19 protein-coding genes and 1 tRNA gene are annotated in these 22,434 nt (G+C 71.1%); 8 read left to right on the top strand and 12 right to left on the bottom strand.

Features of this window, described 5'->3' with window-relative positions:
- Positions 1 to 339: 339 nt before the first annotated feature.
- The 7 genes from MKK68_RS12090 to MKK68_RS12120 all read right to left on the bottom strand — a co-directional run bounded on the left by MKK68_RS12090 (position 340) and on the right by MKK68_RS12120 (position 7,847).
- Positions 340 to 431 (bottom strand) — tRNA-Ser (locus MKK68_RS12090).
- A gap of 13 nt (positions 432 to 444) precedes the next feature.
- A complete protein-coding gene (locus MKK68_RS12095) occupies positions 445 to 1,293 on the bottom strand; it encodes a glycosyltransferase family 2 protein (protein WP_244030485.1) in 849 nt (282 codons plus the stop codon).
- Positions 1,290 to 2,825 carry a class I adenylate-forming enzyme family protein gene (locus MKK68_RS12100; protein ID WP_244030486.1) on the bottom strand — a complete coding sequence of 512 codons (1,536 nt, stop codon included), beginning with the start codon at positions 2,823 to 2,825 and terminating at the stop codon, positions 1,290 to 1,292. The genes MKK68_RS12095 and MKK68_RS12100 overlap by 4 nt, the downstream gene beginning before the upstream one ends.
- A 71-nt stretch (positions 2,826 to 2,896) precedes the next feature.
- On the bottom strand, positions 2,897 to 5,122 hold the full coding sequence (locus tag MKK68_RS12105; RefSeq protein ID WP_244030489.1) for a xanthine dehydrogenase family protein molybdopterin-binding subunit: 2,226 nt from the start codon (positions 5,120 to 5,122) through the stop codon (positions 2,897 to 2,899).
- Positions 5,123 to 5,148: 26 nt separating this feature from the next.
- Positions 5,149 to 6,120, bottom strand: a complete 972-nt coding sequence (locus MKK68_RS12110; protein ID WP_244030491.1) for an FAD binding domain-containing protein — start codon at positions 6,118 to 6,120, stop codon at positions 5,149 to 5,151.
- Between the two features lie 11 nt (positions 6,121 to 6,131).
- Positions 6,132 to 6,785, bottom strand: coding sequence for an aldehyde dehydrogenase iron-sulfur subunit PaoA (gene paoA, locus MKK68_RS12115; RefSeq protein ID WP_244030492.1), 654 nt, complete (start codon positions 6,783 to 6,785; stop codon positions 6,132 to 6,134).
- A gap of 309 nt (positions 6,786 to 7,094) precedes the next feature.
- The gene (locus tag MKK68_RS12120) at positions 7,095 to 7,847 is read right to left on the bottom strand and encodes a sigma-70 family RNA polymerase sigma factor (RefSeq protein ID WP_147724908.1); all 753 of its coding nucleotides are present in this window, start codon (positions 7,845 to 7,847) and stop codon (positions 7,095 to 7,097) included.
- Positions 7,848 to 8,243: 396 nt separating this feature from the next.
- Here MKK68_RS12120 and nadA point away from each other — a divergent pair, with 396 nt between their 5' ends.
- From nadA to MKK68_RS12145, 5 genes are all read left to right on the top strand, one after another.
- On the top strand, positions 8,244 to 9,266 hold the full coding sequence (gene nadA, locus MKK68_RS12125; protein ID WP_147724910.1) for a quinolinate synthase NadA: 1,023 nt from the start codon (positions 8,244 to 8,246) through the stop codon (positions 9,264 to 9,266).
- Positions 9,263 to 10,789 (top strand): L-aspartate oxidase, encoded by a 1,527-nt coding sequence (locus MKK68_RS12130; RefSeq protein WP_244030493.1) that lies wholly within the window; start codon positions 9,263 to 9,265, stop codon positions 10,787 to 10,789. Before nadA ends, MKK68_RS12130 begins: the two co-directional genes overlap by 4 nt.
- A complete protein-coding gene (nadC, locus tag MKK68_RS12135) occupies positions 10,786 to 11,640 on the top strand; it encodes a carboxylating nicotinate-nucleotide diphosphorylase (RefSeq protein WP_147728344.1) in 855 nt (284 codons plus the stop codon). The genes MKK68_RS12130 and nadC overlap by 4 nt, the downstream gene beginning before the upstream one ends.
- 136 nt (positions 11,641 to 11,776) lie before the next feature.
- Positions 11,777 to 13,174, top strand: a complete 1,398-nt coding sequence (locus MKK68_RS12140) for a cytochrome P450 (RefSeq protein WP_244030495.1) — start codon at positions 11,777 to 11,779, stop codon at positions 13,172 to 13,174.
- A 516-nt stretch (positions 13,175 to 13,690) separates the two neighbouring features.
- Positions 13,691 to 14,350, top strand: a complete 660-nt coding sequence (locus MKK68_RS12145) for a L,D-transpeptidase (RefSeq protein ID WP_147843841.1) — start codon at positions 13,691 to 13,693, stop codon at positions 14,348 to 14,350.
- Positions 14,351 to 14,437: 87 nt separating this feature from the next.
- On the opposite strand, the gene MKK68_RS12150 is transcribed toward MKK68_RS12145, so the two are convergent.
- Positions 14,438 to 14,887 carry a gamma-butyrobetaine hydroxylase-like domain-containing protein gene (locus MKK68_RS12150; RefSeq protein WP_243935557.1) on the bottom strand — a complete coding sequence of 150 codons (450 nt, stop codon included), beginning with the start codon at positions 14,885 to 14,887 and terminating at the stop codon, positions 14,438 to 14,440.
- 153 nt (positions 14,888 to 15,040) lie between these two features.
- Between MKK68_RS12150 and moaA the strand changes: the two genes are divergently transcribed.
- Positions 15,041 to 16,060, top strand: coding sequence for a GTP 3',8-cyclase MoaA (gene moaA, locus MKK68_RS12155; RefSeq protein WP_147728340.1), 1,020 nt, complete (start codon positions 15,041 to 15,043; stop codon positions 16,058 to 16,060).
- A gap of 144 nt (positions 16,061 to 16,204) precedes the next feature.
- Here the strand turns inward: moaA and MKK68_RS12160 are convergent, their stop codons facing one another.
- From MKK68_RS12160 to MKK68_RS12170, 3 genes are read right to left on the bottom strand one after another with little or no spacing between them, the layout of a single operon-like run.
- A complete protein-coding gene (locus MKK68_RS12160) occupies positions 16,205 to 16,831 on the bottom strand; it encodes a TPM domain-containing protein (protein ID WP_244030497.1) in 627 nt (208 codons plus the stop codon).
- Positions 16,821 to 17,603 carry a TPM domain-containing protein gene (locus MKK68_RS12165; RefSeq protein WP_244030498.1) on the bottom strand — a complete coding sequence of 261 codons (783 nt, stop codon included), beginning with the start codon at positions 17,601 to 17,603 and terminating at the stop codon, positions 16,821 to 16,823. The genes MKK68_RS12160 and MKK68_RS12165 overlap by 11 nt, the downstream gene beginning before the upstream one ends.
- A gap of 13 nt (positions 17,604 to 17,616) precedes the next feature.
- Entirely contained in the window at positions 17,617 to 18,252 is a 636-nt protein-coding gene (locus MKK68_RS12170) for a LemA family protein (RefSeq protein ID WP_147859166.1), read from the bottom strand.
- 179 nt (positions 18,253 to 18,431) lie between these two features.
- On the opposite strand from MKK68_RS12170, the gene MKK68_RS12175 reads away from it, so the two are divergent.
- Both MKK68_RS12175 and MKK68_RS12180 read left to right on the top strand, forming a co-directional pair.
- On the top strand, positions 18,432 to 18,761 hold the full coding sequence (locus MKK68_RS12175; RefSeq protein ID WP_147844652.1) for a SelT/SelW/SelH family protein: 330 nt from the start codon (positions 18,432 to 18,434) through the stop codon (positions 18,759 to 18,761).
- 7 nt (positions 18,762 to 18,768) lie between these two features.
- Positions 18,769 to 21,030 carry a sensor histidine kinase gene (locus tag MKK68_RS12180; RefSeq protein ID WP_243935552.1) on the top strand — a complete coding sequence of 754 codons (2,262 nt, stop codon included), beginning with the start codon at positions 18,769 to 18,771 and terminating at the stop codon, positions 21,028 to 21,030.
- Between the two features lie 337 nt (positions 21,031 to 21,367).
- On the opposite strand, the gene MKK68_RS12185 is transcribed toward MKK68_RS12180, so the two are convergent.
- The coding region (locus tag MKK68_RS12185) for an autotransporter outer membrane beta-barrel domain-containing protein (RefSeq protein ID WP_244030499.1) at positions 21,368 to 22,434 on the bottom strand (1,067 nt) is incomplete at its 5' end.

A 22,434-nucleotide genomic window follows, 5' to 3' on the forward strand; every position in this document is an offset into this window, starting at 1 on the left:
CCGGCCCAAGTCCGAAAGGCCGCGCGAAGGCCCTGGGTGGTCACGTGCACCCCCATGTGCTCGCGGCAAGGTTCGACCGGGGCGCACCGCGAGGTACAGGTTCGCCCTTTCACCGTGCAGGCCGCGGGGCAGGGTCGTGACCTGCTTGCCGGTGGGTGTGTGGATCGCGGGCAAGGTCCAGCCCGGGCATCAGTGTGCCCAAGCGGATGCCCCAAGCACGACGCGTGTCCTTGGCGGTCCTTACCTACCCCCAAATGACCACGTCGGCTGGACACACGAAGCGACCTCAACGGGTTCGACAACCCGGAAAACCACACACCACCGATCTACGCATGTAAATGGCGGAGACGGAGGGATTCGAACCCTCGATACCCATTTCTGGGTATGCTCATTTAGCAAACGAGTGCCTTCAGCCGCTCGGCCACGTCTCCAGCGTCGTCGGCTCTAAGAGGTCGGGCCGGGGCGGTCAAGCGGGTCGCGGGCTTGGCGCGTGGCGGAGGCCCTTCGGCGTTCGTAGTGCTTGGCGATGCGCAGGTGGCGCGAGATCGCGTAGTTCATCGCCGTGAGGAAGCCGTAGACGCCGCGGACGCAGTGGCGGCGGCCGAAATAGGCCTTCAGGAAGTTGCCGGGCAGCTCCACGAACACGCGCCAGCTCGGGATCGCGACGCCGCGGGCTTCGAGGTCGTCGGCCTGCTGGTCGGAGTAGCGGTTGAGCTTGTCGAGCTGGTCGCCGAGCGAGCGCACCGAGAAGTGATGGATCACCCCCTTGAGCCGTCCGGGCTCGACGCCGGGCTCGAGCGTCACGCGGTCGTGGACCGGGGAGGGCGAGTAGCGCCCGCGATCCTTGCGGTAGAGCCGCACCGGCGTCAGGGCGTAGGCCCAGCGATGCGGCCGGCTCTCGCCGGGGAAGATCTCGGCGATGGCGATGCGCCAGGCGGGCGTTTCGGGCTCGCCGGCGGCGAACAAGGCGCGGATGTTGGCGGCGAGGTCAGGCGGCACCACCTCGTCGGCGTCGAGGTTCAGGAGCCAGGCGTGGCGGCACTGGTCCTCGGCGAAGCGCTTCTGCGGGCCGTAGCCCGGCCAGTCGTTGTGGATCACCCGCGCGCCGAGGGAGGCCGCCAGCGCCTGCGTCCCGTCGGTCGAGCCGGAATCGACCACCACCAGGTCGTCGGTCAGGTCGCGCACCGCACGGATCGTCGCGCCGATGCGGTCCGCCTCGTTGCGGGCGATGATGAAGACGGAGATCGGCAGGGTGCGCGTGCCGTTCGGCGGGATCGCGGACACGCGGCTCAAGCCCCGGCCGCCGCGGCGAGCCGCTTGCGCTGGACCTTGCCGTTGGCGGTGCGGGGGAGGGCGTCGAGGAAACGGATCTCCCGCGGGCGCTTGTAGGCCGCGAGGCGCTCGGCGCACCACGCGATCAGCGCGTCCGCGTCGGGCTCGGCGCCCGGCTGCAGCACGACGAAGCCGCAGATCACCGAGACGTCGGCGCGCACGGCCAGCTCGGCGACCCCGGCTTCGGCGACGGACGGATGCGCGATCAGTGCGCCCTCGACCTCGTTCGGGGAGACGCGGTAGCCCATCGCGTTCATCAGGTCGTCGTTGCGGCCCTCGAACCAGAGATAGCCGTCGGCATCGAGCCGGGCGAGGTCGCCGCCGGCGAACCAGTCGCCGCGCAGCACCTGCGCCTCCTCGTCGGGCCTGTTCCAGTATCCCAGCATCAGGCCGGGCTCGGAGCGGTGGACCGCGAGCAGGCCGGGCTCGCCGGCCGGCACCGGCTCGGGTGCGCCCTCGACCGGCAGGATCGCCACGCGCCGTCCCGGCTGGGGCTTGCCCGGCGAGCCGCGGCGCTGCGCGATCGTCGGCCCGGTCGAGACGTAGGTCGAGATCTCGCTCATGCCGAGCGCCTCGTAGAGCGGCTTGTCCGTGGCAGCCGTCCAGGCGTCGAGGACGTCCGCGGGAAGCGCCTCGCCGGCGGTGCAGCCGTGGCGCAGGCTCGACAGGTCGTGGCTGCCCGGGTCGCCGTACTTGAGGATCTGGCGATACAGGCTCGGCACGGCGGCGAAGATCGTGGCGCGATGGCGCGCGATCAGCCGGGGCCAGACGGACGGGTCGCGCGGCCCGTTGTACAGCACGGCGGTCGCGCCGACGGACCACGGATCGGTGATGCCGACGCCGAGCGTGTAGGTCCAGTTCATCGTGCCGGCGTGCAGCATCGTGTCGGATTCCGAAAGGCCGAGCCAGTCCTCGAGCATCGGCCGGCGGCCGTAGACCGCGCGGTGGGCGTGCAGCACGCCCTTCGGTCGACTGGTGGTGCCGGAGGTGTAGACCAGGGTCGCCGGGTCGTCGGCGGAGGTGTCCGCGTAGTCGGTGAGCGGCGCTTCGGTCTTCATCGCGGCGATGGCCGCTGCATCGAGAAGGATGCGGTCGCCGAGAGCCGCCGGATCGACCACGCAGCCGCCGCCGACGGCGACCGCCGCCGCACCCGAGTTCTCCATCAGGAAGGCCGCCTCGGCCGGCGTCAGCTGCGGCGACGAGGGAAGGGCGACGAGGCCGGCGGCGAGCGTGGCGAAGTAGACGAGGACGTAGTCGGCCTCGTTGCCCATGCGGATCATCACCCGGTCGCCGCGGCACAATCCGCGGGCGAGGAGCCCGGCCGCGATCCCGCGGACGGCACGGTCGGCCTCGGCGAAGGTGAGGGTCTCGACCGCCTCGCCCGCGCCGACGAGGATCAGCGCGGTCTTGTCCGGCCGTGCCCGCACGTTCTCGCCGAGGCAGTAGCGCGTCGCGTTGAAGCAGCTCGGGGGATGGCGGTCGGCGGACACCATGGCGTGGCTCCCGGATGTTGGCACATCGCGGGATGTCCATGGGCGAGGCCGCCGTCAACCACTCCCTGGCGTCATGCCCGGCGCGGCGCGCGGCCTTCCTGCTCCTCGAAGCCCTTCAGCACCTTGTCCAGCGTCAGCGGATAGTCGCGGATGCGGATGCCGGTGGCGTTGTAGACGGCGTTGGCCAAAGCCGCGCCGGCGCCGCAGATGCCGAGCTCGCCCAGCCCCTTGCTCTTGAGCGGGTTGGCCTTGTCGTCGCGCTCCGGCAGGAACACCGCGTCCATCGCAGGAATGTCGGCGTGGACCGGCACGTGATACTCGGCGAGATCGTGGTTGACGTAGGTGGCGGTGCGCGGGTCGATCACCGCATCCTCCATCAGCGCCGCGCCGACGCCGAAGGTCATCCCGCCGATCGCCTGGCTGCGGGCGGTCTTGGCGTTGAGGATGCGGCCGCCGGTGAAGACGCCGAGCATCCGCCTCAGACGGATCTCGCCGGTGTCGCCGTCGACGCCGACCTCGGCGAAGTGCGCACCGAACGAGTAGTGCGAGAACTTCTCCTTCAACGCGCCGGGCTTGATCTCGCCCTCCGCCGCGACGCCGCCCGACCCGGCGAGGTCGGCCAGGGCTTCGGAGCGGTTTCCGGAGGTGACGCGTCCGTCCGCGAAGACGACGCCGTCCGGGTTGAGGTCGGTCGCCGCCACGAGCTTGTTGCGCAGGTTGTCGCAGGCGACGTAGAGCGCCGAGCCGGCCGAGCCCGCGCCGAACGATCCGCCGGAGCCGGCCGCCGCCGGATAGGCGGTGTCGCCGATCTCGACGCGGATGCGCTCGACCGGGAGCCCCATCATCTCGCCGGCGATCTGGGCGAGGATGGTGTAGGTGCCGGTGCCGATGTCGGTCATCGCCATCCGCACGGTCAGGTATCCGTCGGCGCCGAGCTTCACCGACGCCGAGGACGGCATCAGCGGGTTGAGGCGGGCCGCCGCCGACATGCCCATGCCGACCATCCAATTGCCGTCGCGCATCGTGCCGGCCGCCTTGCGGCGGTCCCATCCGAACAGCTTGGCACCCTCGCGCATGCACGGCACGAGCTGGCGCACGGTGAACGGCACCTGCTTCTCCGGGTCCTGCGTCGGCTCGTTGCGGATTCGCAGCTCAATCGGGTCGAGGCCGATCTGCTCGGCGAGCTCGTCCATGGCACACTCGAAGGCGAGCATGCCGACGGCCTCGCCGGGCGCGCGCATCGAGGACGCGATCGGCAGGTCGAGCTTGGCCAGGCGATGGCGCGTGATGCGGTTCGGCGCGGCGTAGAGCGAGCGCGTGACGTTGGCCGAGGTCTCGTAAAACTCGTCACCCTGTGCCGTGTCGGACCAGGATTCGTGGGACAGGGCCGTCAGCCTTCCGTCGCGGTCGGAGGCCAGCCGGATGCGCTGGATCGTGTCGGTGCGGTGGGTCGCGACGTGGAATTCCTGCTGCCGGGTCAGGGCCACCTTCACGGGGCGCTGGATCGCCTTGGAAGCCAGCGCGGCGAGTGTCGCCTCCGGCATCGGCTGCAGCTTCGAGCCGAAGCCGCCGCCGATGTAATGGCTCACCAGACGCACGTTCTCGACCGGCAGCTTCAGCACCGAAGCGAGCGACTTCTGCCCGCGGTTCAGCATCTGGTTGGCGGTGTAGAGCACGACCTTGTCGCCCTCCCACGAAGCGATCGTCGCGTGCGGCTCCATCGGCGCGTGGATCTGCGTCGGCGTCGTGTACTCGACGTCGAGCTTAACCGGGGCCGCGGCGAAGGCGCCGTCGAAGTCGCCGAGCTTCGAATCCGGGTCGGTCTGCTGCTTCTTCGGCGCGACCGCCTGGGGCAGCGCCGCCCGCAGCGAGGCTTTCGGGGCCCGGACGTCGTAGGCGACCTTCACCAGCTTGGCCGCGGCGCGCGCCTGCTCGAAGGTCTCGGCCACGACGAAGGCCACCGGCTGATCGAAGAACCCGATGTTCGTCCCGGCGAGCTGCGGCCAGACCTGCTCCTTCTTCTCCCCTTGCTCGGGCACGTTCTCGTGGGTCATCACATGGATGACGCCGGGTGCCTTCGCGGCGGCGGCGGTATCGATCGAGCGGATCGTGCCGGCGGCGATCGTCGCGCCGACGATGAAGCCGTAGGCCGGGTTCTTCACCTCTCGGGTCTCGTAGGCATAGGGCGCCCGGCCCATCACCTTGAGGCGGCCGTCGATGCGGTCGATCGGCCGTCCGACGAGGCCGTCGGGCCTGTCGTCGAGCGGCGTCTTCCCGACCGGTTGATTCATCTCCATGGCATTCATCCTGAAAGCGTGGACGGTCAGGTCCGGGTGGCGTCAGTCACCACCGCGCGGAGCGTCCGCCGGGTCAGCGGGATCTTGAAGTCGTTGGTGCCGTAGCCGCGGGCGCCGTCCAGGACCGCATCCGCGGCGTCGTCGGCGCTGCCGCCCTTGGCGAGCACGGCCTCGGCCGCCTCGACCCGCCACGGCTTGTGCGCGAGGCCGCCGAAGGCCATCCGCGCCTGCGTGATCTTGCCGTCCGCCTTGCCGATGACGGCCGCGATCGAGACCGTGGCGAAGGCGTAGGAGGCGCGGTCGCGCACCTTGCGATACACGTGCAGGCCCTGGACGGGCTTCGGCAGCGTCACGGCCGTGATGATCTCGCCCGGCTGCAGGGCGGTCTCGATCTGCGGGGTGTCGCCCGGCAGGCGGTGGAACTGTGCCATCGGGATTGCGCGGGTCGCGCCGTTCGGCGACAGCGTCTCGACGCTGGCATCGAGGACCCGCATCGCGACATTCATGTCGGAGGGGTTGGTGGCGATGCAGCCATCGCTGGTGCCGAGCACCGCCATGATGCGGTTGAACCCGCCGATCGCCGAGCAGCCCGAGCCGGGCTCGCGCTTGTTGCAGGGTTTCGACGTGTCGTAGAAATAGTAGCACCGCGTGCGCTGGAGCAGGTTTCCAGCGGTCGTGGCCTTGTTGCGCAGCTGCCCCGAAGCGCCCGCGAGCAGGGCCTTGCTCAGCACCGCGTAATCCTTCCGCACCCGCGGGTCGGCGGCGAGATCGGAGTTGCGCACGAGCGCGCCGATGCGCAGGCCGCCCTCCGGCGTGGCCTCGACCTTGTCGAGGGGCAGCCGGTTGACGTCGATCAGGGTCGCCGGCGTCTCGACCTGGAGCTTCATTAGGTCGAGCAGGTTGGTGCCGCCGGCGATGAACTTGGCATTCGGCCGGTCCGCCGCGAGCCGCGCCGCGTCGCGGACGGTGGAAGGCCGCTCGTAGGTGAAGGCTTTCATCGCGCGCGCCTCTAGAGTTCGGTGCCGGCGACGTCGCGGATCGCCGCGACGATGTTCGGGTAGGCGCTGCAGCGGCACAGGTTGCCGCTCATCCGCTCGCGGATCTCGGCATCGGTGAACGCAGCCTTGCCGACGATGTCTTCGGTGACGTGGCTCGGCCAGCCCGCCTTGACTTCCGCCAGCATGCCGACGCTGGAGCAGATCTGGCCCGGCGTGCAGTAGCCGCACTGGAACCCGTCATGCTGAAGGAACGCCGCCTGGATCGGGTGGAGCTGCTCCTCGGTGCCCAAGCCTTCGATCGTGGTGATCGCGTCGCCATCGTGCATCGCGGCGAGCGTCAGGCAGGAATTGATCCGGCGCCCATCCACCAGCACCGTGCACGCGCCGCATTGGCCGTGGTCGCAGCCCTTCTTCGAGCCGTTGAGGTCGAGATGCTCGCGCAGCGCGTCGAGCAGGGTGGTGCGCGTGTCGAGGGTGAGGTCGTGCTCGGTGCCGTTCACCGTCAGGCGGACCGACAGCATCTGCGGCGCCGGATCGCCCGGTGCGTCCGCGAAGGCCGGCTTTGCCGGCAGGCCGAAGCCGGTGGCGGCCGCCGCGACGGCGCAGCTCTCCATTAGCGTCCGCCGCGTCAGCGCGAAGGCGCCGTCTCGTGTCTTGTCCGTCATGCTCGCTGTCCCGTGCGACCGGTGGTGCCGGCGGCTGTGGTGCGGGCGAAGTGCGTGCCCGCAGGGCGGTATCGCAACGGGAACGTCAGACGGATTGATTCGATCCGTTCCAGACTGCGCCGGATCGGCGCGGTTGGATAAAGAATGTGATCGCGATCGGCGCGCCGTGCGGCGGCATGGTTCGACGACCCGGACGCAGCGCGCTGCCGGCTTCAGGGATCGCTCTCGACCTTGGGGCTACCGCTCGCGCTCGACGACGCAGGTCGCGCCCGCGAAGGGGCAGGTCGCGCCCGCCAACGGACGGTCCGCTCAGGCGCCGGCGGCGAGGCCGCCTTCGCCGATCGCTGAGAGCGTGAGGTGGTCGGCGCCGACCTCGGCGCCGGTATAGCCGAGCATGTGCGCGAGTTGGTCGCGGGCGCGCCACACGCGGCTCTTCACGGTGCCGATCCGGCACTTGAGGATCGTCGCCGCCTCTTCGTACGACACGTTCTCGACGGCGACGAGGATCAGCGCCTCGCGCATCGGCGGCGACAGGCGCCCGAGCGCGGCCTGCACGTCCTGAAGATCGAGGTGGCCGCCCTGCTCGGGCAGGCTCGTCAGGCGCGCGGCGTGATCGCCGTCGCTGTCGGCGACCTCGCGGGCGTGCTTGCGGTGGACGCTGTAGAAGGCGTTGCGCATGATGGTGAACAGCCAGGCGCCGAGGTTGGTCCCGACCTTGAAGCTGCCGCGGCTGCGCCAGGCGCGCAGCATCGTGTCCTGCACGAGGTCGTCGGCCGCCGAGGGGTTGCGGGTCAGCGAGATGGCGAAGCTGTGCAGGCTGGTGGCGGCTTCGAGCAGGCCGGCCTTGAACGCCGCGTCGTCGCGCCCCTGCGCGTCGGCAAGAACAACTTCGAGGCGCGCCAGCAGATCGCCGAGATGGGACGGCGGCGGGGCCTGCATCGAGGCGGCATACGTGGTTCGAAGATGCTCACCGAGATGGATGCGGATCGCATCGGACAGTTTCGGCGCCGCGACGGACAGGGAGTCCGAGGAGCCATTGCTGTCTTCCGTGGTGATGAGCATCGTGCCCCGCGCAGCTCGAGTTCCGATGGCGCCTCGGCACCGGCTCGCGATGTCGCGCAATCGATCGGGTGCCGCAGCAACATAGGTTATCTTTGGGCGGTTTCGGCCTGCGGCGATCTAGGCATTGCTGCCTCATCGCGGCGAGGCGTCGCTCCTCCCACGGCCCGCGTCCTGGTCAAAAATTCCGCATCCCGGACAGGACGACCAACCTGTCCTGCACGAGCCCATCACGCCGGAAGCGCGCGAGCCTCGGACCGGGGCGACGGCGTTGTGCGACGCATCGCGCCGGGTGCGTCGCAAAACCGTTATGCTCAGTCTCAGCATATCTAGACACGGCGATCCGGCGCGCCTAACTTAGGCGGCACAATGCTCAAACTGAGCATAATGGAGGGCGCCATGGCGTCGACCGCGTTTCCCGTCTCCGCCCCCCGCGCCGTTCCGGCAGGGATGCCGCTGCCCGAGATCTACGCTCGGGTCAGCCGCCACATCCCGGCGATCGAATGGCCGGCGCTCGCCCCCGACATCGAGGCGATCCTCCGCCTCAAGCGCGAGCGCAACGCCGTGATCCTGGCGCACAACTATCAGGCGCCGGAGATCTTCCACACGGTGGCCGACATCGTCGGCGACAGCCTGGCGCTCGCCCGCGAGGCGGTGACGGTGAAGGCCGACGTGATCGTGCTCGCCGGCGTGCACTTCATGGCCGAGACGGCCAAGCTGCTGAACCCGGGCAAGACCGTCCTGATCCCGGATCTCGGCGCCGGCTGCTCGCTCGCCGACTCGATCACCGCCGCCGACGTGCGCGGCCTGCGCGCCAAGTATCCCGGCGTGCCGATCGTGACCTACGTCAACACCTCCGCGGCGGTGAAGGCCGAGTCCGACCTGTGCTGCACCTCCGGCAACGCCGTCGAGGTGATCCGCTCGCTCGGCGTGAAGCGCGTGCTGATGATCCCCGACGAGTTCCTGGCGCAGAACGTCCAGGCGGTGCTGCCCGAGATCGAGATCCTCACCTGGGCCGGGCATTGCGAGGTGCACGAGCGCTTCACCCCAGCTGACATCCGCGAGGTGCGCGAGAGCTATCCCGGCGTCACCGTCATCGCCCACCCGGAATGCCCGCCGGACGTCGTCGCCGAATCCGATTTCTCGGGCTCGACCGCGATGATGATGAACTTCGTCACCGAGAAGCGCCCGGCGCAGGTCGTGCTGGTGACCGAGTGCTCGATGGCCGACAACATCGCGGCCGCGAACCCGGACATCGAGTTCATCAAGCCGTGCAACATGTGCCCGCACATGAAGCGGATGAGCCTGTCGAACATCCGGCACGCTCTGGAGACCTTGACCCACGAGGTCGTCGTCGACCCGGCCTTGGCCGACCGGGCGCGCGCCGCGGTGGAGCGCATGCTCGCGGTGGGTGCGCGATGAACGCGTTCTCGCGCAACCCCGCCGACCGCGTCGTCGTCGTCGGCGCCGGCGTCGCCGGCCTGAGCGTCGCCCTGCGGCTCGCGCCGCGGCCGGTGACGCTGGTCAGCGCCGCGCCCCTCGGGCTCGGCACCGCCACCGGCTGGGCGCAGGGCGGCATCGCCGCCGCGATCGGCGCCGACGACGCCCCGTCGCTCCATGCCTCCGACACCGAGGCTGCGGGTGCCGGCCTCACCGATCCTGCGGTCGCCCTTCGGGTGGCCGCGGAAGGTCCGCGGCTGATCGACTGGCTGGTCTCGCTCGGCGCGCCGTTCGACCGCGACGCCGATGGTGCTTTGGCCCTCGGCCTGGAGGCGGCTCACGGCCGTCGCCGGATCGTGCGGGCGGGCGGCGACTCCACCGGCGCGCGCGTCCTCGAGACCTTGGTGCGTGCGGTGTTCGCGACGCCCTCCATCGAGGTGGTGACCGCCTCGGTCCACGACCTGCTTCAGGACGAGAACGGGGCGGCGGCCGGCGTCGTGTGCGAGCGCGACGGCGCGCGCTTCCGCATCCGTGCCCGCGCCGTCGTGCTCGCCACGGGCGGGGTCGGCGGGCTCTACGCCTCGACCACGAACCCGCGCGGCGCCACCGGCCGCGGCCTCGCGCTGGCGGCCCGGGCCGGCGCGGTGATGCGCGACCTCGAATTCGTGCAGTTCCACCCGACGGCGATCGCCGTCGGCGCCGACCCGATGCCGCTCGCCACCGAGGCGCTGCGGGGGGAGGGCGCCCGGCTCGTCGACGAGACCGGCGCCGCCGTGATGGCCGGCATCGCCGGCGGCGACCTCGCCCCGCGCGACGTCGTCGCCCGCGGCATCTTCCAGGCCCTGGCGCGGGGCCGCACGGTCTACCTCGACACCCGCGGGGCGCTCGGCGCTTCGATGCCGACGCGCTTCCCCACCGTCGCGGGCCTGTGCGCGACGGCCGGCATCGATCCGGCGCGGCAGGCGATCCCGGTGCGGCCGGCGGCGCACTACCACATGGGCGGCATCCGGGTGGACGGCACCGGCGCGTCGAGCGTTCCCGGCCTCTACGCCAACGGCGAGGTCGCCTCGACCGGCCTGCACGGCGCGAACCGGCTCGCCAGCAACTCGCTGCTCGAGGCGCTGGCCTTCTCCGGCTTCATCGCCGACGCCTTCGACGCGATGCCTCCGGCCGCCGTCCTGCCCGAGATCCGCACCGCGCGCGCATCGAGCGACCTGCCGGCGATCCGGGCGATCATGGAGCGCCATGTCGGCGTGGTCCGCGACGCGGCCGGCCTGCAGATCGCCGTCGACGGCCTGTCGCGCTTGGCCGAAACGGGCTGCGACGCCGCGCTCACCGCCCGGATGATGGCGCAGGCGGCACTCGGTCGCTGCGAGAGCCGCGGCGGCCACTGGCGCAGCGACCATCCGCACGCCGCGCCGGCCCGGCACACCGAGGCGACGCTGCGCAGCCCTGGCGCGGCCCCATCCGAACCCGCGCGAACCGACGAGGCGTTGGCCCGATGAGCGATATCCTGCCCCTGCCGCGGCTCCTCGTGGAGCCGATCGTCCGCGCCGCGCTGCTCGAGGATCTCGGCCGCGCCGGCGACATCACCACCGATGCGATCGTGCCGCCGGACGCACGCCTGGACGGCGTCATCGCCGCCCGCCAGGACGGCGTGATCTCCGGCGTCGACGCCGCGGTGATCGCCTTCGCCCTGATCGATCCGGCGGTGCGGGCCGTGGTCGAGCGCGGCGACGGCGCCCGCGTCGCGCCCGGCGACGTGGTGATCCGGCTGTCGGGGCCGGCCCGCGCGATCCTCACCGCCGAGCGCGTCGCGCTGAACCTGCTCTGCCGGATGTCGGGCGTCGCGACCGCCACGGCAGGGCTCGTCGAGGCGGCGCGGCCGCACGGCAAGGCCTCGATCGTCTGTACCCGCAAGACCACGCCGGGCCTGCGCGCGCTGGAGAAGCACGCGGTGCGCGCCGGCGGCGGCTCGAATCACCGCTTCGGCCTCGACGACGCGGTGTTGATCAAGGACAACCACGTGGCGGTGGCCGGCGGCATCGTCCCGGCGATCGAGCGGGCGCGCGCCCGGGCAGGGCACCTCGTCAAGATCGAGGTCGAGGTCGACACGCTCGACCAGCTGCAGGAGGCGCTTTCGGTCGGCGCCGACGCGGTGCTCCTCGACAACATGAACCCGGAGCAGCTCACCCGGGCGGTGGCGATGATCGACGGGCGTGCGCTTTCGGAAGCCTCGGGCCGGATCACCGCGGCGACCATCGGCGCGGTGGCTGCGTCGGGGGTCGACCTGATCTCCTGCGGCTGGATCACCCACAGCGCCGCGATCATCGATCTCGGCCTCGACGCCGCCTGACCGGAACACCCGGACCGGTAGGTGCCTCGCGGCATTAGGCCTTGTGCCGCGACCTTCGGATCGGCATGGGAGGGCCGTCTCGTGGCGAGGCGAGGCGGTCCGGCAGCATCCGGCCCGGAAATCGGGTTGGGGTTCCATGGCGGTCGGCGTATCGGACGACGTGGCGGAACGGGCGGCTTCGGCGGCCGGCGATCCGCCGATTCCCGGCATGCCGCCGCGTCCGGCTCGGCGGCTGCCGACCTGGACCTTCCTGAGGACCGCCGCGACCAACTCGCTCGCGGCCTGCGACGCCGAGCTGTTCGAGCGCCTGATCGTCCCGCGCAACTACTGGAGCCAGCAGGTCCTCTTCGTCAGCGATCCTGACGCGATCCGTCACGTGCTGATCGACCGGTTCGACAACTATCCCCGCGTGACCTCGATCCGCCGCCTGTTCGAGACCGATCTGCGCACCGGCACCCTGGCGAGCGAGGGCGAGGTCTGGCGGCGGCACCGCCGCGTCGCGACGCCGACGATCGATCCGCGCTCGATCCGTCCCGACATCCCGGCGATGCTGGAACTGGCCGGCCGCATCGCCGACGCGGTCGAGGCCGAGGGCTCGACCGCGCCGGTCGATATCGAGCGCTCGGTCGGAAGCCTCTCGACGCTGCTGTGGAACCAAGTGGTCACCGGCGGCGATCCTGCCGGGTTGCCGATCCTGCGCTGGCTTTCGAAGGTGCCGCACAAGCCGCGGCTGATCGACCTGATCCCGAAGCCGCCTTGGCTCGCGGACCGCCTCGTCCACCGCCGCCGCGACCCGGCCCTGCCGCTGCTCGACGCCGACCTGCACGCGATGATCGCCGCACGGCGAGGGCCGGACTACGCCGGCCCGCACGACCTGTTGTGGCGCCTCGCCCACGGGCGCGACCGGCAGACCAGCGAAGGCCTGCCGGATGCGGAGGTGCGCGACGAGGCCGCGAGCCTGATCGCCGGCGGCGCGGCCTCCGTGCGAGCGCTGACCTGGATCTGGTACCTCCTCGCCCTGCATCCCACCGTCGAGGCGCGCTTCCATGCCGAGCTCGACGCGGCGATGCCCGACGGCGTCGCGACCCCCGACGCCTTGGACAAGCTGCCCTATACCCGCCGCGTGCTCGACGAGGTGATGCGGCTGTATCCGCCGATCCCCGCCATCCTGCGGCAGGCCGCGGCTCGCGACGTCGTCGGCGGCCACCGGGTCCGGCGCGGCGCGATCATCGCCGTGATGCCGTGGATCGTGCACCGGCACCGAAAGCTCTGGCGCGATCCCGACCTGTTCGATCCCGAGCGCTTCACGGAAGGCAACGGCGTCGGCCGCCCGCGGCTCGCCTACCTGCCGTTCGCGACCGGCCCGCGGGTCTGCGTCGGGGCATCCTTCGCGCTGACGCAGATGCTGGTCGTGATCGCCGTGCTCGGGCGCCGCTTCCGCTTCCGCCTCGCCTCCGACGCGCCGGTGGTGCCGTTCGGCGCGATCAGCCTGCAGCCGAAGGGCGGCCTGCCGGTGCTGGTCGAGTCGCGCTGAGCCAGCGGTCGAGCCTTCCAAAAGGAAAAAGCGCGTCCTCGATCTTGAGGAACGCGCTTCGGAAGGTGGCCCGTGGTCTCAGGATACGGGCGAAGATCTCCTATCCGGTGCGGCAGGCATCCGTATCGGGGCATGGTGCCGAATAGACTACAAAGCCCGCGCGATGTCGCGGCTAGGACAGCGCTCGACCGGATGACGATCGGTTCGCGTCACGTCGCGGCAGGTCCTCATCTCGATCCCGCCGCACCGTCGCCGTATTCGGCAGCTGCCGGCAAAAGATGTTTCAACGTTCGTTATCCACAGCGCGCGACCCGGCCACGTTCTCGCTCCGATACGGCAAAGCTGCCACAGTGTTGCCACCGTGTCACGGCGCGACGCGAACCATGGTGCGGCGCGGTTTCAGGCTTGGCTTTGGGCCGCGCTCGTTTACCCCTTGGCGAGACTTGGCACGGCATCGTGCCGAAGCGTCGTCCACCGCGTTCTCCACAATTTTCGCCTGCCTTTTGAGAGGCCTTGATGCGTCGTAACTTCGCCCTGATCGGGCTCGTCTGTGCGGCTGCCGCCTGGGCGGCGCCTGCACTCGCCTACGAGATCGACCCGTTGACCCGTCAGCCGCTGGACAACGCGCTGTCGGTGCGCGTGCGCCCGCAGGCGGTCCAGGCCGTGGCGGTCCCGACGGCCAACGCTTCGCTCAACGCAGCCGACCCGATGGCCTCCGCCGTCCCGCAGATGTCGGCGGTTCCGCGCGAGACCGTGGCCTATAACGGCCCGTACTCGGCCGGCACCATCGTCGTCTCCACCGCCGAGCGCCGCCTGTACTACATCCTCGGCAACGGCGAGGCCCTGCGCTACGGCGTCGGCGTCGGCCGTCCCGGCTTCACCTGGGGCGGCGTGCAGAACATCACGATGAAGAAGGAATGGCCGGATTGGCGCCCGCCGGCGACCATGCTGCGCCGCCGCCCCGACCTGCCGCGCTTCATGAAGGGCGGCATTGAGAACCCGCTCGGCGCCCGCGCGATGTATCTCGGCGGCTCGATCTACCGCATCCACGGCTCGAACGAGCCGGAGACCATCGGCACCGCCGTGTCATCGGGCTGCATCCGCATGGCCAACGAGGACGTGATCGACCTCTACACCCGCGCCAAGGTCGGCACGAAGGTCATCGTCCAGCGCTGATCGGCCGATCGCCGGTCCGGAACGGGACGGTTGCAGAACGAGAAAGGCCGGCGGAGACGCCGGCCTTTCTCGTTTCGCTGGCGGGTCTCAGTGGCAGCCGCACCCGCCGCCGCTGCCGCATCCGCCCTTCGCGGCGGCGTCCTTGGGGGAGCCTCCTTTGATCGGGGCGACCTTCGCGGTCTCCCGGTCCAGGCCGCGCTCGGCCAGCTCGGTGAGATAGGTCGACCAGCGGGCGTCGTACTCGCGGCCGAGCTCGTGCAGGTAGCCCCAGCCGAAGATGCCGGTGTCGTGCATGTCGTCGAAGCCGAGCTTGACCGCGTAGTTGCCGACCGGCTGGATCTCGAGGATCGCGACCGCGCGCTTGCCGCCGATCACCTTGCGCTCGGCCGGCGAGTGGCCCTGCACCTCGGCCGACGGGCTCGACACCCGCAGATACTCCGCCGGCAGCGCGTAGCGCCCACCATCGTCGAAGGCGATGTTGAGCACGCGCTTGTCTCCCGAAAGCCGGATCTCGGTCGGCCAGCGTTCCTCGGTCACGGTCGAACTCCCTTGCAACTTCTGAGGCCGGCGGCGCGTCTGCGTCCCTGCACGCGCTTGCCCACGGGCCTGCGTCCCATCATATGCGCATCCATGCTAGGTTCGTCATCCGATCGCCGCGCGGAAACTGCATCGCCGCCTTCAGAGTCCCGCATGGGCCATCAAAGCCACGTTCAGCCGGCGCCGCTGATCGACCCGTTCCAGCGGGCGATCACCTACCTGCGCATCTCCGTGACCGACCGCTGCGACCTGCGCTGCGTCTACTGCATGTCGGAGGAGATGAACTTCCTGCCCAAGCGCGACCTGCTCACGCTGGAAGAGCTAGACCGGCTCTGCGGGGTGTTCATCGATCGCGGCGTGCGCAAGCTGCGGATCACCGGCGGCGAGCCGCTGGTGCGTCGCGACATCATGCACCTGTTCCGCCGCCTGTCCCGCCATCTCGGCACCGGTGCGCTGGACGAGCTGACGCTCACCACCAACGGCACCCAGCTCGGGCGCTTCGCGGCCGAGCTCGCCGAGCTCGGCATCCGCCGGGTCAACGTCTCGCTCGATACCCTCGACCCGGAGAAGTTCCGGGCGATCACCCGGCGCGGCGACCTATCCGTCGTGCTCGACGGCATCGCGGCGGCGCGGGCCGCCGGCATCAAGGTGAAGATCAACGCGGTGGCGCTGAAGGGCGTCAACGAGGACGAGATCGCCGACATGATCGCCTGGGCCCACGGCCTCGGCATGGACATGACGCTGATCGAGGTGATGCCGCTGGGTGAGGTCGACGGCGACCGCACCGACCAGTTCCTGCCGCTCTCGGTCGCCCGCGCGCGTCTCGAGCACCGCTACACGATGACGCCGCTGCCCGACCGCACCGGCGGCCCGGCCCGCTACGTCCGCGTCGAGGAGACCGGCGGGCGGCTCGGCTTCATCACGCCGCTGACCCACAATTTCTGCGAGAGCTGCAACCGCGTGCGCCTGACCTGCACCGGCAAGCTCTACATGTGCCTCGGCCAGGAGGACGCCGCCGACCTCCGCGCGGCGCTGCGCGCCTCGCCGGACGACGCGCTCGTGACGGCGGCCGTGGTCGAGGCGATCTCGCGCAAGCCGAAGGGGCACGACTTCGTCATCGAGCGCCAGCGCCCGGCCGCGGTGCCGCGCCACATGAGTGTCACCGGCGGCTAGGACCGGCCCGACCCCTCGATTCTCATCCCCACAATTCTCACGGTGAGGGGGTGAGCGGATATCCGCTTCCGGTATCCCAGCAGGGCGATCGCCTCCGTCGCGGTGCGGGGAGCGTCTCCCGTCATCGTCCGGACCGCTGCGGTCCTATTCCACGACGATGACGTGGTTCGGCAGCTCGTCCGGGTCGCCGCGGCCGGCCGGCACGTGACGCGCAAGCTCCGCTCCCATGCGTTCGACCGCGCGCAGAAGCCCGGCTTCCGCCTCGCCCCTGCGCAGGGCGGTGGTGAGGTCGGCGAGCGTCGCGGTCCAGTGCTCCGCGCCGACGCGATCCAGGATGCCCTGGTCGGCGACGATCTCGGCATGATGCTCGGCCAGCGACAGGTAGAGCAGGATCCCGGTCCGTCCGCGGGTGCGTCCCAGCCCGCGTGACCAGAACGCCCGGCGGGCGGCGTCGCGAGCCCGCGAGCGCCGGACACGACGGGGCGTCAGCGCGACGCGCAGTCGCTCCGACAGGCCCGCCGCGAGGAGGGCCGCCACGAGGGCGGCTTGCGCGAGCAGGATCGCTCCGGTGCTCCAGCTGGTCAGCACCAGCAGCGGCCAGGGCAGGATCAGGCCGGCGACGAGGGCCGCGACGTGCACGATCGAGCGGTACTGCCCGGCCCGGGCCGTCACCATCACCACGATCTCGCCGGCGGTGCCGGCCTCCGCGCGGCCGACGGCTCGCTCGATCCGTGCGCAGGCATCCGGCGTGAGCAGGGGGCTACCAATCACCCGAGGCTCCTCCGCCGCCGGACGAGCCGCCGCCGCCCGAGAACCCGCCCCCATCGGAGAAGCCGCCGCCGAACCCGCCCGAGGTGCCGCCGCTCCAACCGCCGGTCCCCGGCCCAGGAAGAAAGACGATGCCGCCGCCGCGCCCGCGGCCACCGCGGTTCATCCGCCACGCCACGAACAGGATGAGAAGGAACAGGCCGATGAAGATCGCGACCTGCGCCGGATCGACCTCGTCGGAACGGACCTTCGGCTTTCGCTGCCAGACCTCGGCGTCGCCCGAGAGGATCGAGAGCATGCCGTCGACGCCGGCGGTGATCCCGCCGGCGAAGTCGCCGTCCTTGAAGCGCGGCGTGATCGCGCTCGCGATGATGACGCGGGACAGGGCGTCGGTGAGGGCGCCTTCGAGGCCGTAGCCGACCTCGATGCGGACCTTGCGCTCGGTCGGCGCCACGATCAGCAGGGCGCCGTTGTTGGTCTTCGCCTGACCGATCTTCCACTCCCGGAACAGGCGGTTGGCGTAATCCTCGATCGTGATGCCCTGAAGGTTCGGCACCGTCGCGACGACGACTTGATCGGAGGTCTTGTCCTCGTAGGCCTTGAGCTTGGCCTCCAGGGTCCCGCGCTGCTCGGGGGTGAGGATCCCGGCGGCGTCGACGACGCGCCCGGTCAGCTTCGGGAAGGTCAGCTCCGCGGCCGCCGCAGCCGTCCACAGCCCGGCGCAGGCCACGAGGGCGAGGACGAGGGGGAAGGCCCTGAGCGCTCCGCGCCGCATGCGCGAGAAATCCCTAGAACTTCACGTTCGGCGCCCGCTCGGAATTGGGCGTTGCCGTGAAAGTCTCCATCGGCTTCGATTCCGGGTAGAACCACGCCGCGATCCAGCGGCCGGGAATGGTGCGGATCTCGGTGTTGTAGGCCTGGACCGTGCCGATGTAGTCGCGCCGCGCCACCGCGATCCGGTTCTCGGTGCCCTCGAGCTGCGACTGCAGCGCCAGGAAGTTCTGGTTCGACTTCAGGTCGGGGTAGGCTTCGACCGTGGCCAGCAGGCGCCCGAGCGCACCGCTGAGCTGGTTCTGCGCGTCCTGGAACTGCTTGAACTTGGCCGGGTCGGTGATCGTCGAGGCGTCGACCTTGACGCTGGTGGCGTTGGCGCGGGCCTCGGTCACCTTGGTCAGGGTGTCCTGCTCCTGCTTGGCGTAGCCCTTCACCGTCTCGACGAGGTTCGGGATCAGGTCGGCCCGGCGCTGGTACTGGTTCTGCACCTCGCTCCAGGAGGATTTCGCCTGCTCCTCCAGGGTGGGCACGCGGTTGATCGCGCCGCAACCGGAGAGGCAGGACGCGAACAGCATCGCGATCAGCGCACCGGCGATGCGGGCGATGATCGGGCTGGTCCGCGGCGTTGCGAAGTCCGCACTCGACGACATGTCCACCACTCCTGCCTGTCTCGTCCGGCCCAGCTTGGCCGTAATCACGCCGACGTGAGATAGGGTGCCGCACCCGCCGGGAGAAGGGCCGCGCCGCGCGTTCGCGATGCGTCGCGCGTTCGTCCGGGCGGAGCCGGTCGAGGTTGACAAGCCCATCGCCGCGGTGCGCTGTGCGCGCCATGGATGACACGCCTCAAGCTGCGGCGGACAAGCCGCGCGTTGCCATCACCTATTGTACCCAGTGCAACTGGCTCCTGCGGGCCGCCTGGATGGCGCAGGAACTGCTCTCGACCTTCCGCGACGACCTCGGCGAGGTCGCGCTGATCCCGGCGAGCGGCGGCGCCTTCTCGATCACCGTCGGCCCCGACACGGTCTGGGAGCGGACCCGCGACGGCGGCTTCCCCGACGTGAAGGCCCTAAAGCAGCGCGTGCGCGACCGGCTCGATCCGGCGCGCGATCTCGGCCATATCGACCGGCCGAGCTCCGATCGGCCGAAGTCCGACCCGTGATGGCGCGATGCTGCAGGACTACGCCCCCGATGACGCCGCCGCGCCCGCCCGCGATCCGGATGCTGCGGTGAGCCCGAGCGAGCTGCCCGCCGCCCGCGGCCGCCGCGGCCCGCGTCCGAGCTGGCTCCGCCGTCGCATCGAGCGGCTCGAGCGGAACGGCGCCTCGACGCAGGTCTACCTCGTTGCGCTGGTGATCGCGCTGATCGGGCCGGGCCTGATCTTCACCGCGATCCTGCTCGCCCGCTACGCCTCCGTCGAGCGTGCGCGCTTCGAGCAGGATGCCCGCGAGAACGTGCGCGGCATCGCCCTGTCGATCGATCGCGATACCGCCGGCCTGGTCTCGGTGCTGCAGACCCTCGCCACCTCGCCGCGCCTGAAGGATGGCGAGTTCGAGGCCTTCGACGCGCAGGCCCGTCTCGTCCGCGAGGCGATCGACCTCGACATCATGCTGCGCCGTCCCGACGGGCAGCAGATCGTCAACACCGGGATCAAGCGCGGCGGCATGCTGCCGATTACCGTGCTGCCGTTCGACAAGGAGATCGCCTCGGGCACGCAGCGGGCGATGGTGACCGGCTACCTTCCCGGGCCGATGCCGGGCGATGCCACCTACGGTGTCGCCGTGCCGGTGATGGTCGGCCCGAACGTCGCCTACATCCTCAGTTTCAGCGCGCCCGTGAGCCGCCTGCAGGCGATCCTCGCCCGCGAGGTCGTCGAGGGCTGGACCACCGGCATCTCCGACCGGCAGGCGCTGGTCCTCGCCCGCCTGCCCGACCCGGGCGCGATCGTCGGACGCCCGCGCCTCGCCAGCCTCCGGCAGATCCAGACCGAGACGCCCGGCGTCTGGCAGGGCAAGGACCGGCAGCACCGCCCGGTCGTCGTGGTGGAGGCGCGCTCGCGCCTCACCGGGTGGACGGTCGGCACAAGCATCCCGCAGACCCTCGTCGACGCGCGGCTGCGCCGCTGGGTCTGGGCCTTCGGCGGGTTCGGTCTTCTCGTCCTGGCGACGTCGTCGGCGCTCGCGGTCGTGCTGTGGTCGCGGGTGTCGCGTCCGCTGCGCCAGCTCGCGGCCTCCGGCCCGGCCCTGTCGCGCGGCGAGGCGATCCCGCGCATCGCCTCGCCGGTGCACGAGATCCGCCGCCTCGGCGACGTGCTCACCGACGCCTCGCTCCGCTTGAAGACCCGCGAGGGCGAGCGCGACCGCGCGCTGGCCGACACCCGCCGCGGGCTCTCGGCGCTGCGGGAGAGCGAGGCGCGCTTCCGCCACATGGCCGATTCCGCGCCGGCGCTGATCTGGATGACGGACGAGGCCGCGACGGTCAGCTTCGTCAACATGCATTTCGAGCACATCTTCGGAATGCCGGCGACGGCGCTGGCCAACGAGGGCTGGCACAAGATCGTCCATCCCGACGACCTCGCCGGCTTCTCGGCCACCTTCACCGACGCCTTCGACGCGCGGAAGCCCTTCCGCACCGAGGTCCGGGTGATCGACCGCGACGGGGCGGTTCGCTGGCTCCGCTGCGAGGGCGTGCCGCGCCTCGACGACGGCGGCACCTTCCTCGGCTACACCGGCTGCAACGTCGACATCACCGATGCGAAGTCCGCCGAGGAGCACCTGCTGCTCCTGATCCACGAGCTGAACCACCGGGTGAAGAACACGCTGGCCACCGTCCAGTCGATCGCCAACCAGTCCCTGCGCAGCCTCGACGGGGCCGAGGCCGATGCGGCCCGCGGCGCCTTCGAGGCGCGGCTCCTGGCGCTCGCCCGCGTCCACGACGTGCTCACCCGCGAGAGCTGGGAGGGGGCCGAGATCGCCACGGTCGTCGCCGACGCGATCCGCCCGCTCGATTCCCCGGAGGTCTCGCGCTTCCGCGTCTCCGGGCCGCCGTTGCGGCTGCCGCCGCGGATCGCGCTGTCGATCGCCATGGCGCTGCACGAACTCGGCACCAACGCGGTCAAGTACGGTGCGCTCTCGCGCGAAGGCGGCCGCATCGACATCGCCTGGACGCTCCGGCGCGACGACGAGGTCAGCCTCACCCTGCGATGGGTCGAGAGCGGCGGCCCGCCGGTGGCGAAGCCGACGCGCACCGGTTTCGGCTCGCGGCTGATCGAGCGCAGCCTCGCCCGCGAGCTCGCCGGCGAGGTCAATCTCGCCTTCGATCCCGCAGGCGTCGTCTGCACGATCGTGGCGCCGGTTCCGCCGCCCGGCCTGCTCGAGCGCAAGGGCGGCACCGACGTGCCCCGGATCGCGCCGCTGCCGCGATTCGGCTGATGGGGCGGGTGTTTCAGGATGGCCAGACGCAGACTCCACTGAGGTGCCTGCCGGCGATCCGCGGATAGCGCGCACCGGAAGTCAAATGAGTAGGCGTCCCCCTATCCCAACCAACGCCCTCATCCTGAGGTGCTGCCTCGGCAGCCTCGAAGGAGCCCTCCTGCGATCGCGCGCCTGGTCAGCGGGCTCCTTCGAGGCTACCGGTGCTCGGAAGCGCTTAGGATCGAGATGAGGGGTTGGATCGGCGCGCAGGGACAACGCGCACGACGCGAAACCGCCGCGACCCGAGGGTCGCGGCGGTGGGAATTTGGCCCGATCGTGATGGGTCCGAAACAACTCAGAACCGGTAGGTGAAGTTGCCCTTGACGGCGTGGTCCTCGGCGCGGGACCCGACCTGGCCGGTGTAGGCGATGCCCAGGGTGGCGGCGGCCGAGACCCGCAGGTCGAGGCCGGCTTCCGCCACGAGGGCGTCGCGGTCGATCGGGATGCCCGCGGTGAGGAAGGCCGGGCCGGTGGCGCCGAAGGCCAGCAGCGCCGTCGGCACCACGTCGCCGAAGGCCCGGCGGTAGCCGAGCAGGCCGTGGGCCGAGACCGGCGCGCCGAGGCCGAGATCGAAGCTCGTCTGCGCCCGTACGCCGGCGGTGGCCGCCCCGAGGTCGTAGTCGCGGGCGAACCCGGTCAGCGCGGCGATCCCGCCGGTCTCGGTGAAGCGGTCGCGGCCGATCGCGACGACGGCGCCCCCGACGAAGGGCTCGATGTAGGAGAGCGCCACCGGGACCGGGGCGGCGTCCTCGCCGACGGGCAGCGCGGCGCCGCCCAGGAAGAGCTTGTAGCCGATCTCGCCGAAACCCTGGATCGTCGAGCCGCCGGTGCGGGCGCTCGGCGTGTCGGCGAAGCCGGCGAACGCCACCGTCCGGGTCAGGCGCGCCGCGTTGTCGGCGTAGACCGCGCCCAGCCGCAGCGAGACCGGGCCGCGCTCGTAGCTGCCGTAGAGGCCGCCGAAGCCGCTCTCGATCGAGCCCGATTGCAGGCGCCCGGCCGTGTCGAGGCTGGTCGCGGTGTAGCCGCCGGCCACGCCGAGGCGGAAGCCGCCCTCGACGCGGACATCGGCGCCGAGCACGAAGCCCGAGGTCTGGCGCGACAGGCTCGCCGCGTTGCCGTCGCTGCGGGCCTGCCCGAAGCTGCCGAAGCCCTGTCCCCAGAGCCCGAACACCCGCGGGTCGAGGGTGCGGACGGCCACCGGCACCGGCGCGGCGCGGCGACCGGGCAGGTCGGCGGCGTAGGCGGCCGGCAGGCGTCCGTAATCGGCGCCCTCCGCGAAGCCGGGGGGGGCGCCCCAGCGCATCCGGTCCAGGATCGCCTCGCGGACGAAGAACGCGGTCTCGAACTCGGCCGAGATCGCGC

This window comes from Methylobacterium sp. E-016, assembly GCF_022829745.1.
GTDB lineage: Bacteria > Pseudomonadota > Alphaproteobacteria > Rhizobiales > Beijerinckiaceae > Methylobacterium.

Bases quoted from the DNA above. Each gene is read 5' to 3' on its own strand.
- MKK68_RS12140 (WP_244030495.1), top strand. From the start codon at position 11,777: ATGGCGGTCGGCGTATCGGACGACGTGGCGGAACGGGCGGCTTCGGCG.
- paoA (WP_244030492.1), bottom strand. From the start codon at position 6,785: ATGACGGACAAGACACGAGACGGCGCCTTCGCGCTGACGCGGCGGACG.
- nadC (WP_147728344.1), top strand. From the start codon at position 10,786: ATGAGCGATATCCTGCCCCTGCCGCGGCTCCTCGTGGAGCCGATCGTC.
- MKK68_RS12130 (WP_244030493.1), top strand. From the start codon at position 9,263: ATGAACGCGTTCTCGCGCAACCCCGCCGACCGCGTCGTCGTCGTCGGC.
- MKK68_RS12165 (WP_244030498.1), bottom strand. From the start codon at position 17,603: ATGCGGCGCGGAGCGCTCAGGGCCTTCCCCCTCGTCCTCGCCCTCGTG.
- MKK68_RS12170 (WP_147859166.1), bottom strand. From the start codon at position 18,252: ATGTCGTCGAGTGCGGACTTCGCAACGCCGCGGACCAGCCCGATCATC.
- MKK68_RS12110 (WP_244030491.1), bottom strand. From the start codon at position 6,120: ATGAAAGCCTTCACCTACGAGCGGCCTTCCACCGTCCGCGACGCGGCG.
- MKK68_RS12175 (WP_147844652.1), top strand. From the start codon at position 18,432: ATGGATGACACGCCTCAAGCTGCGGCGGACAAGCCGCGCGTTGCCATC.
- MKK68_RS12180 (WP_243935552.1), top strand. From the start codon at position 18,769: ATGCTGCAGGACTACGCCCCCGATGACGCCGCCGCGCCCGCCCGCGAT.
- MKK68_RS12100 (WP_244030486.1), bottom strand. From the start codon at position 2,825: ATGGTGTCCGCCGACCGCCATCCCCCGAGCTGCTTCAACGCGACGCGC.
- nadA (WP_147724910.1), top strand. From the start codon at position 8,244: ATGGCGTCGACCGCGTTTCCCGTCTCCGCCCCCCGCGCCGTTCCGGCA.
- MKK68_RS12145 (WP_147843841.1), top strand. From the start codon at position 13,691: ATGCGTCGTAACTTCGCCCTGATCGGGCTCGTCTGTGCGGCTGCCGCC.
- MKK68_RS12105 (WP_244030489.1), bottom strand. From the start codon at position 5,122: ATGGAGATGAATCAACCGGTCGGGAAGACGCCGCTCGACGACAGGCCC.
- moaA (WP_147728340.1), top strand. From the start codon at position 15,041: ATGGGCCATCAAAGCCACGTTCAGCCGGCGCCGCTGATCGACCCGTTC.
- MKK68_RS12120 (WP_147724908.1), bottom strand. From the start codon at position 7,847: ATGCTCATCACCACGGAAGACAGCAATGGCTCCTCGGACTCCCTGTCC.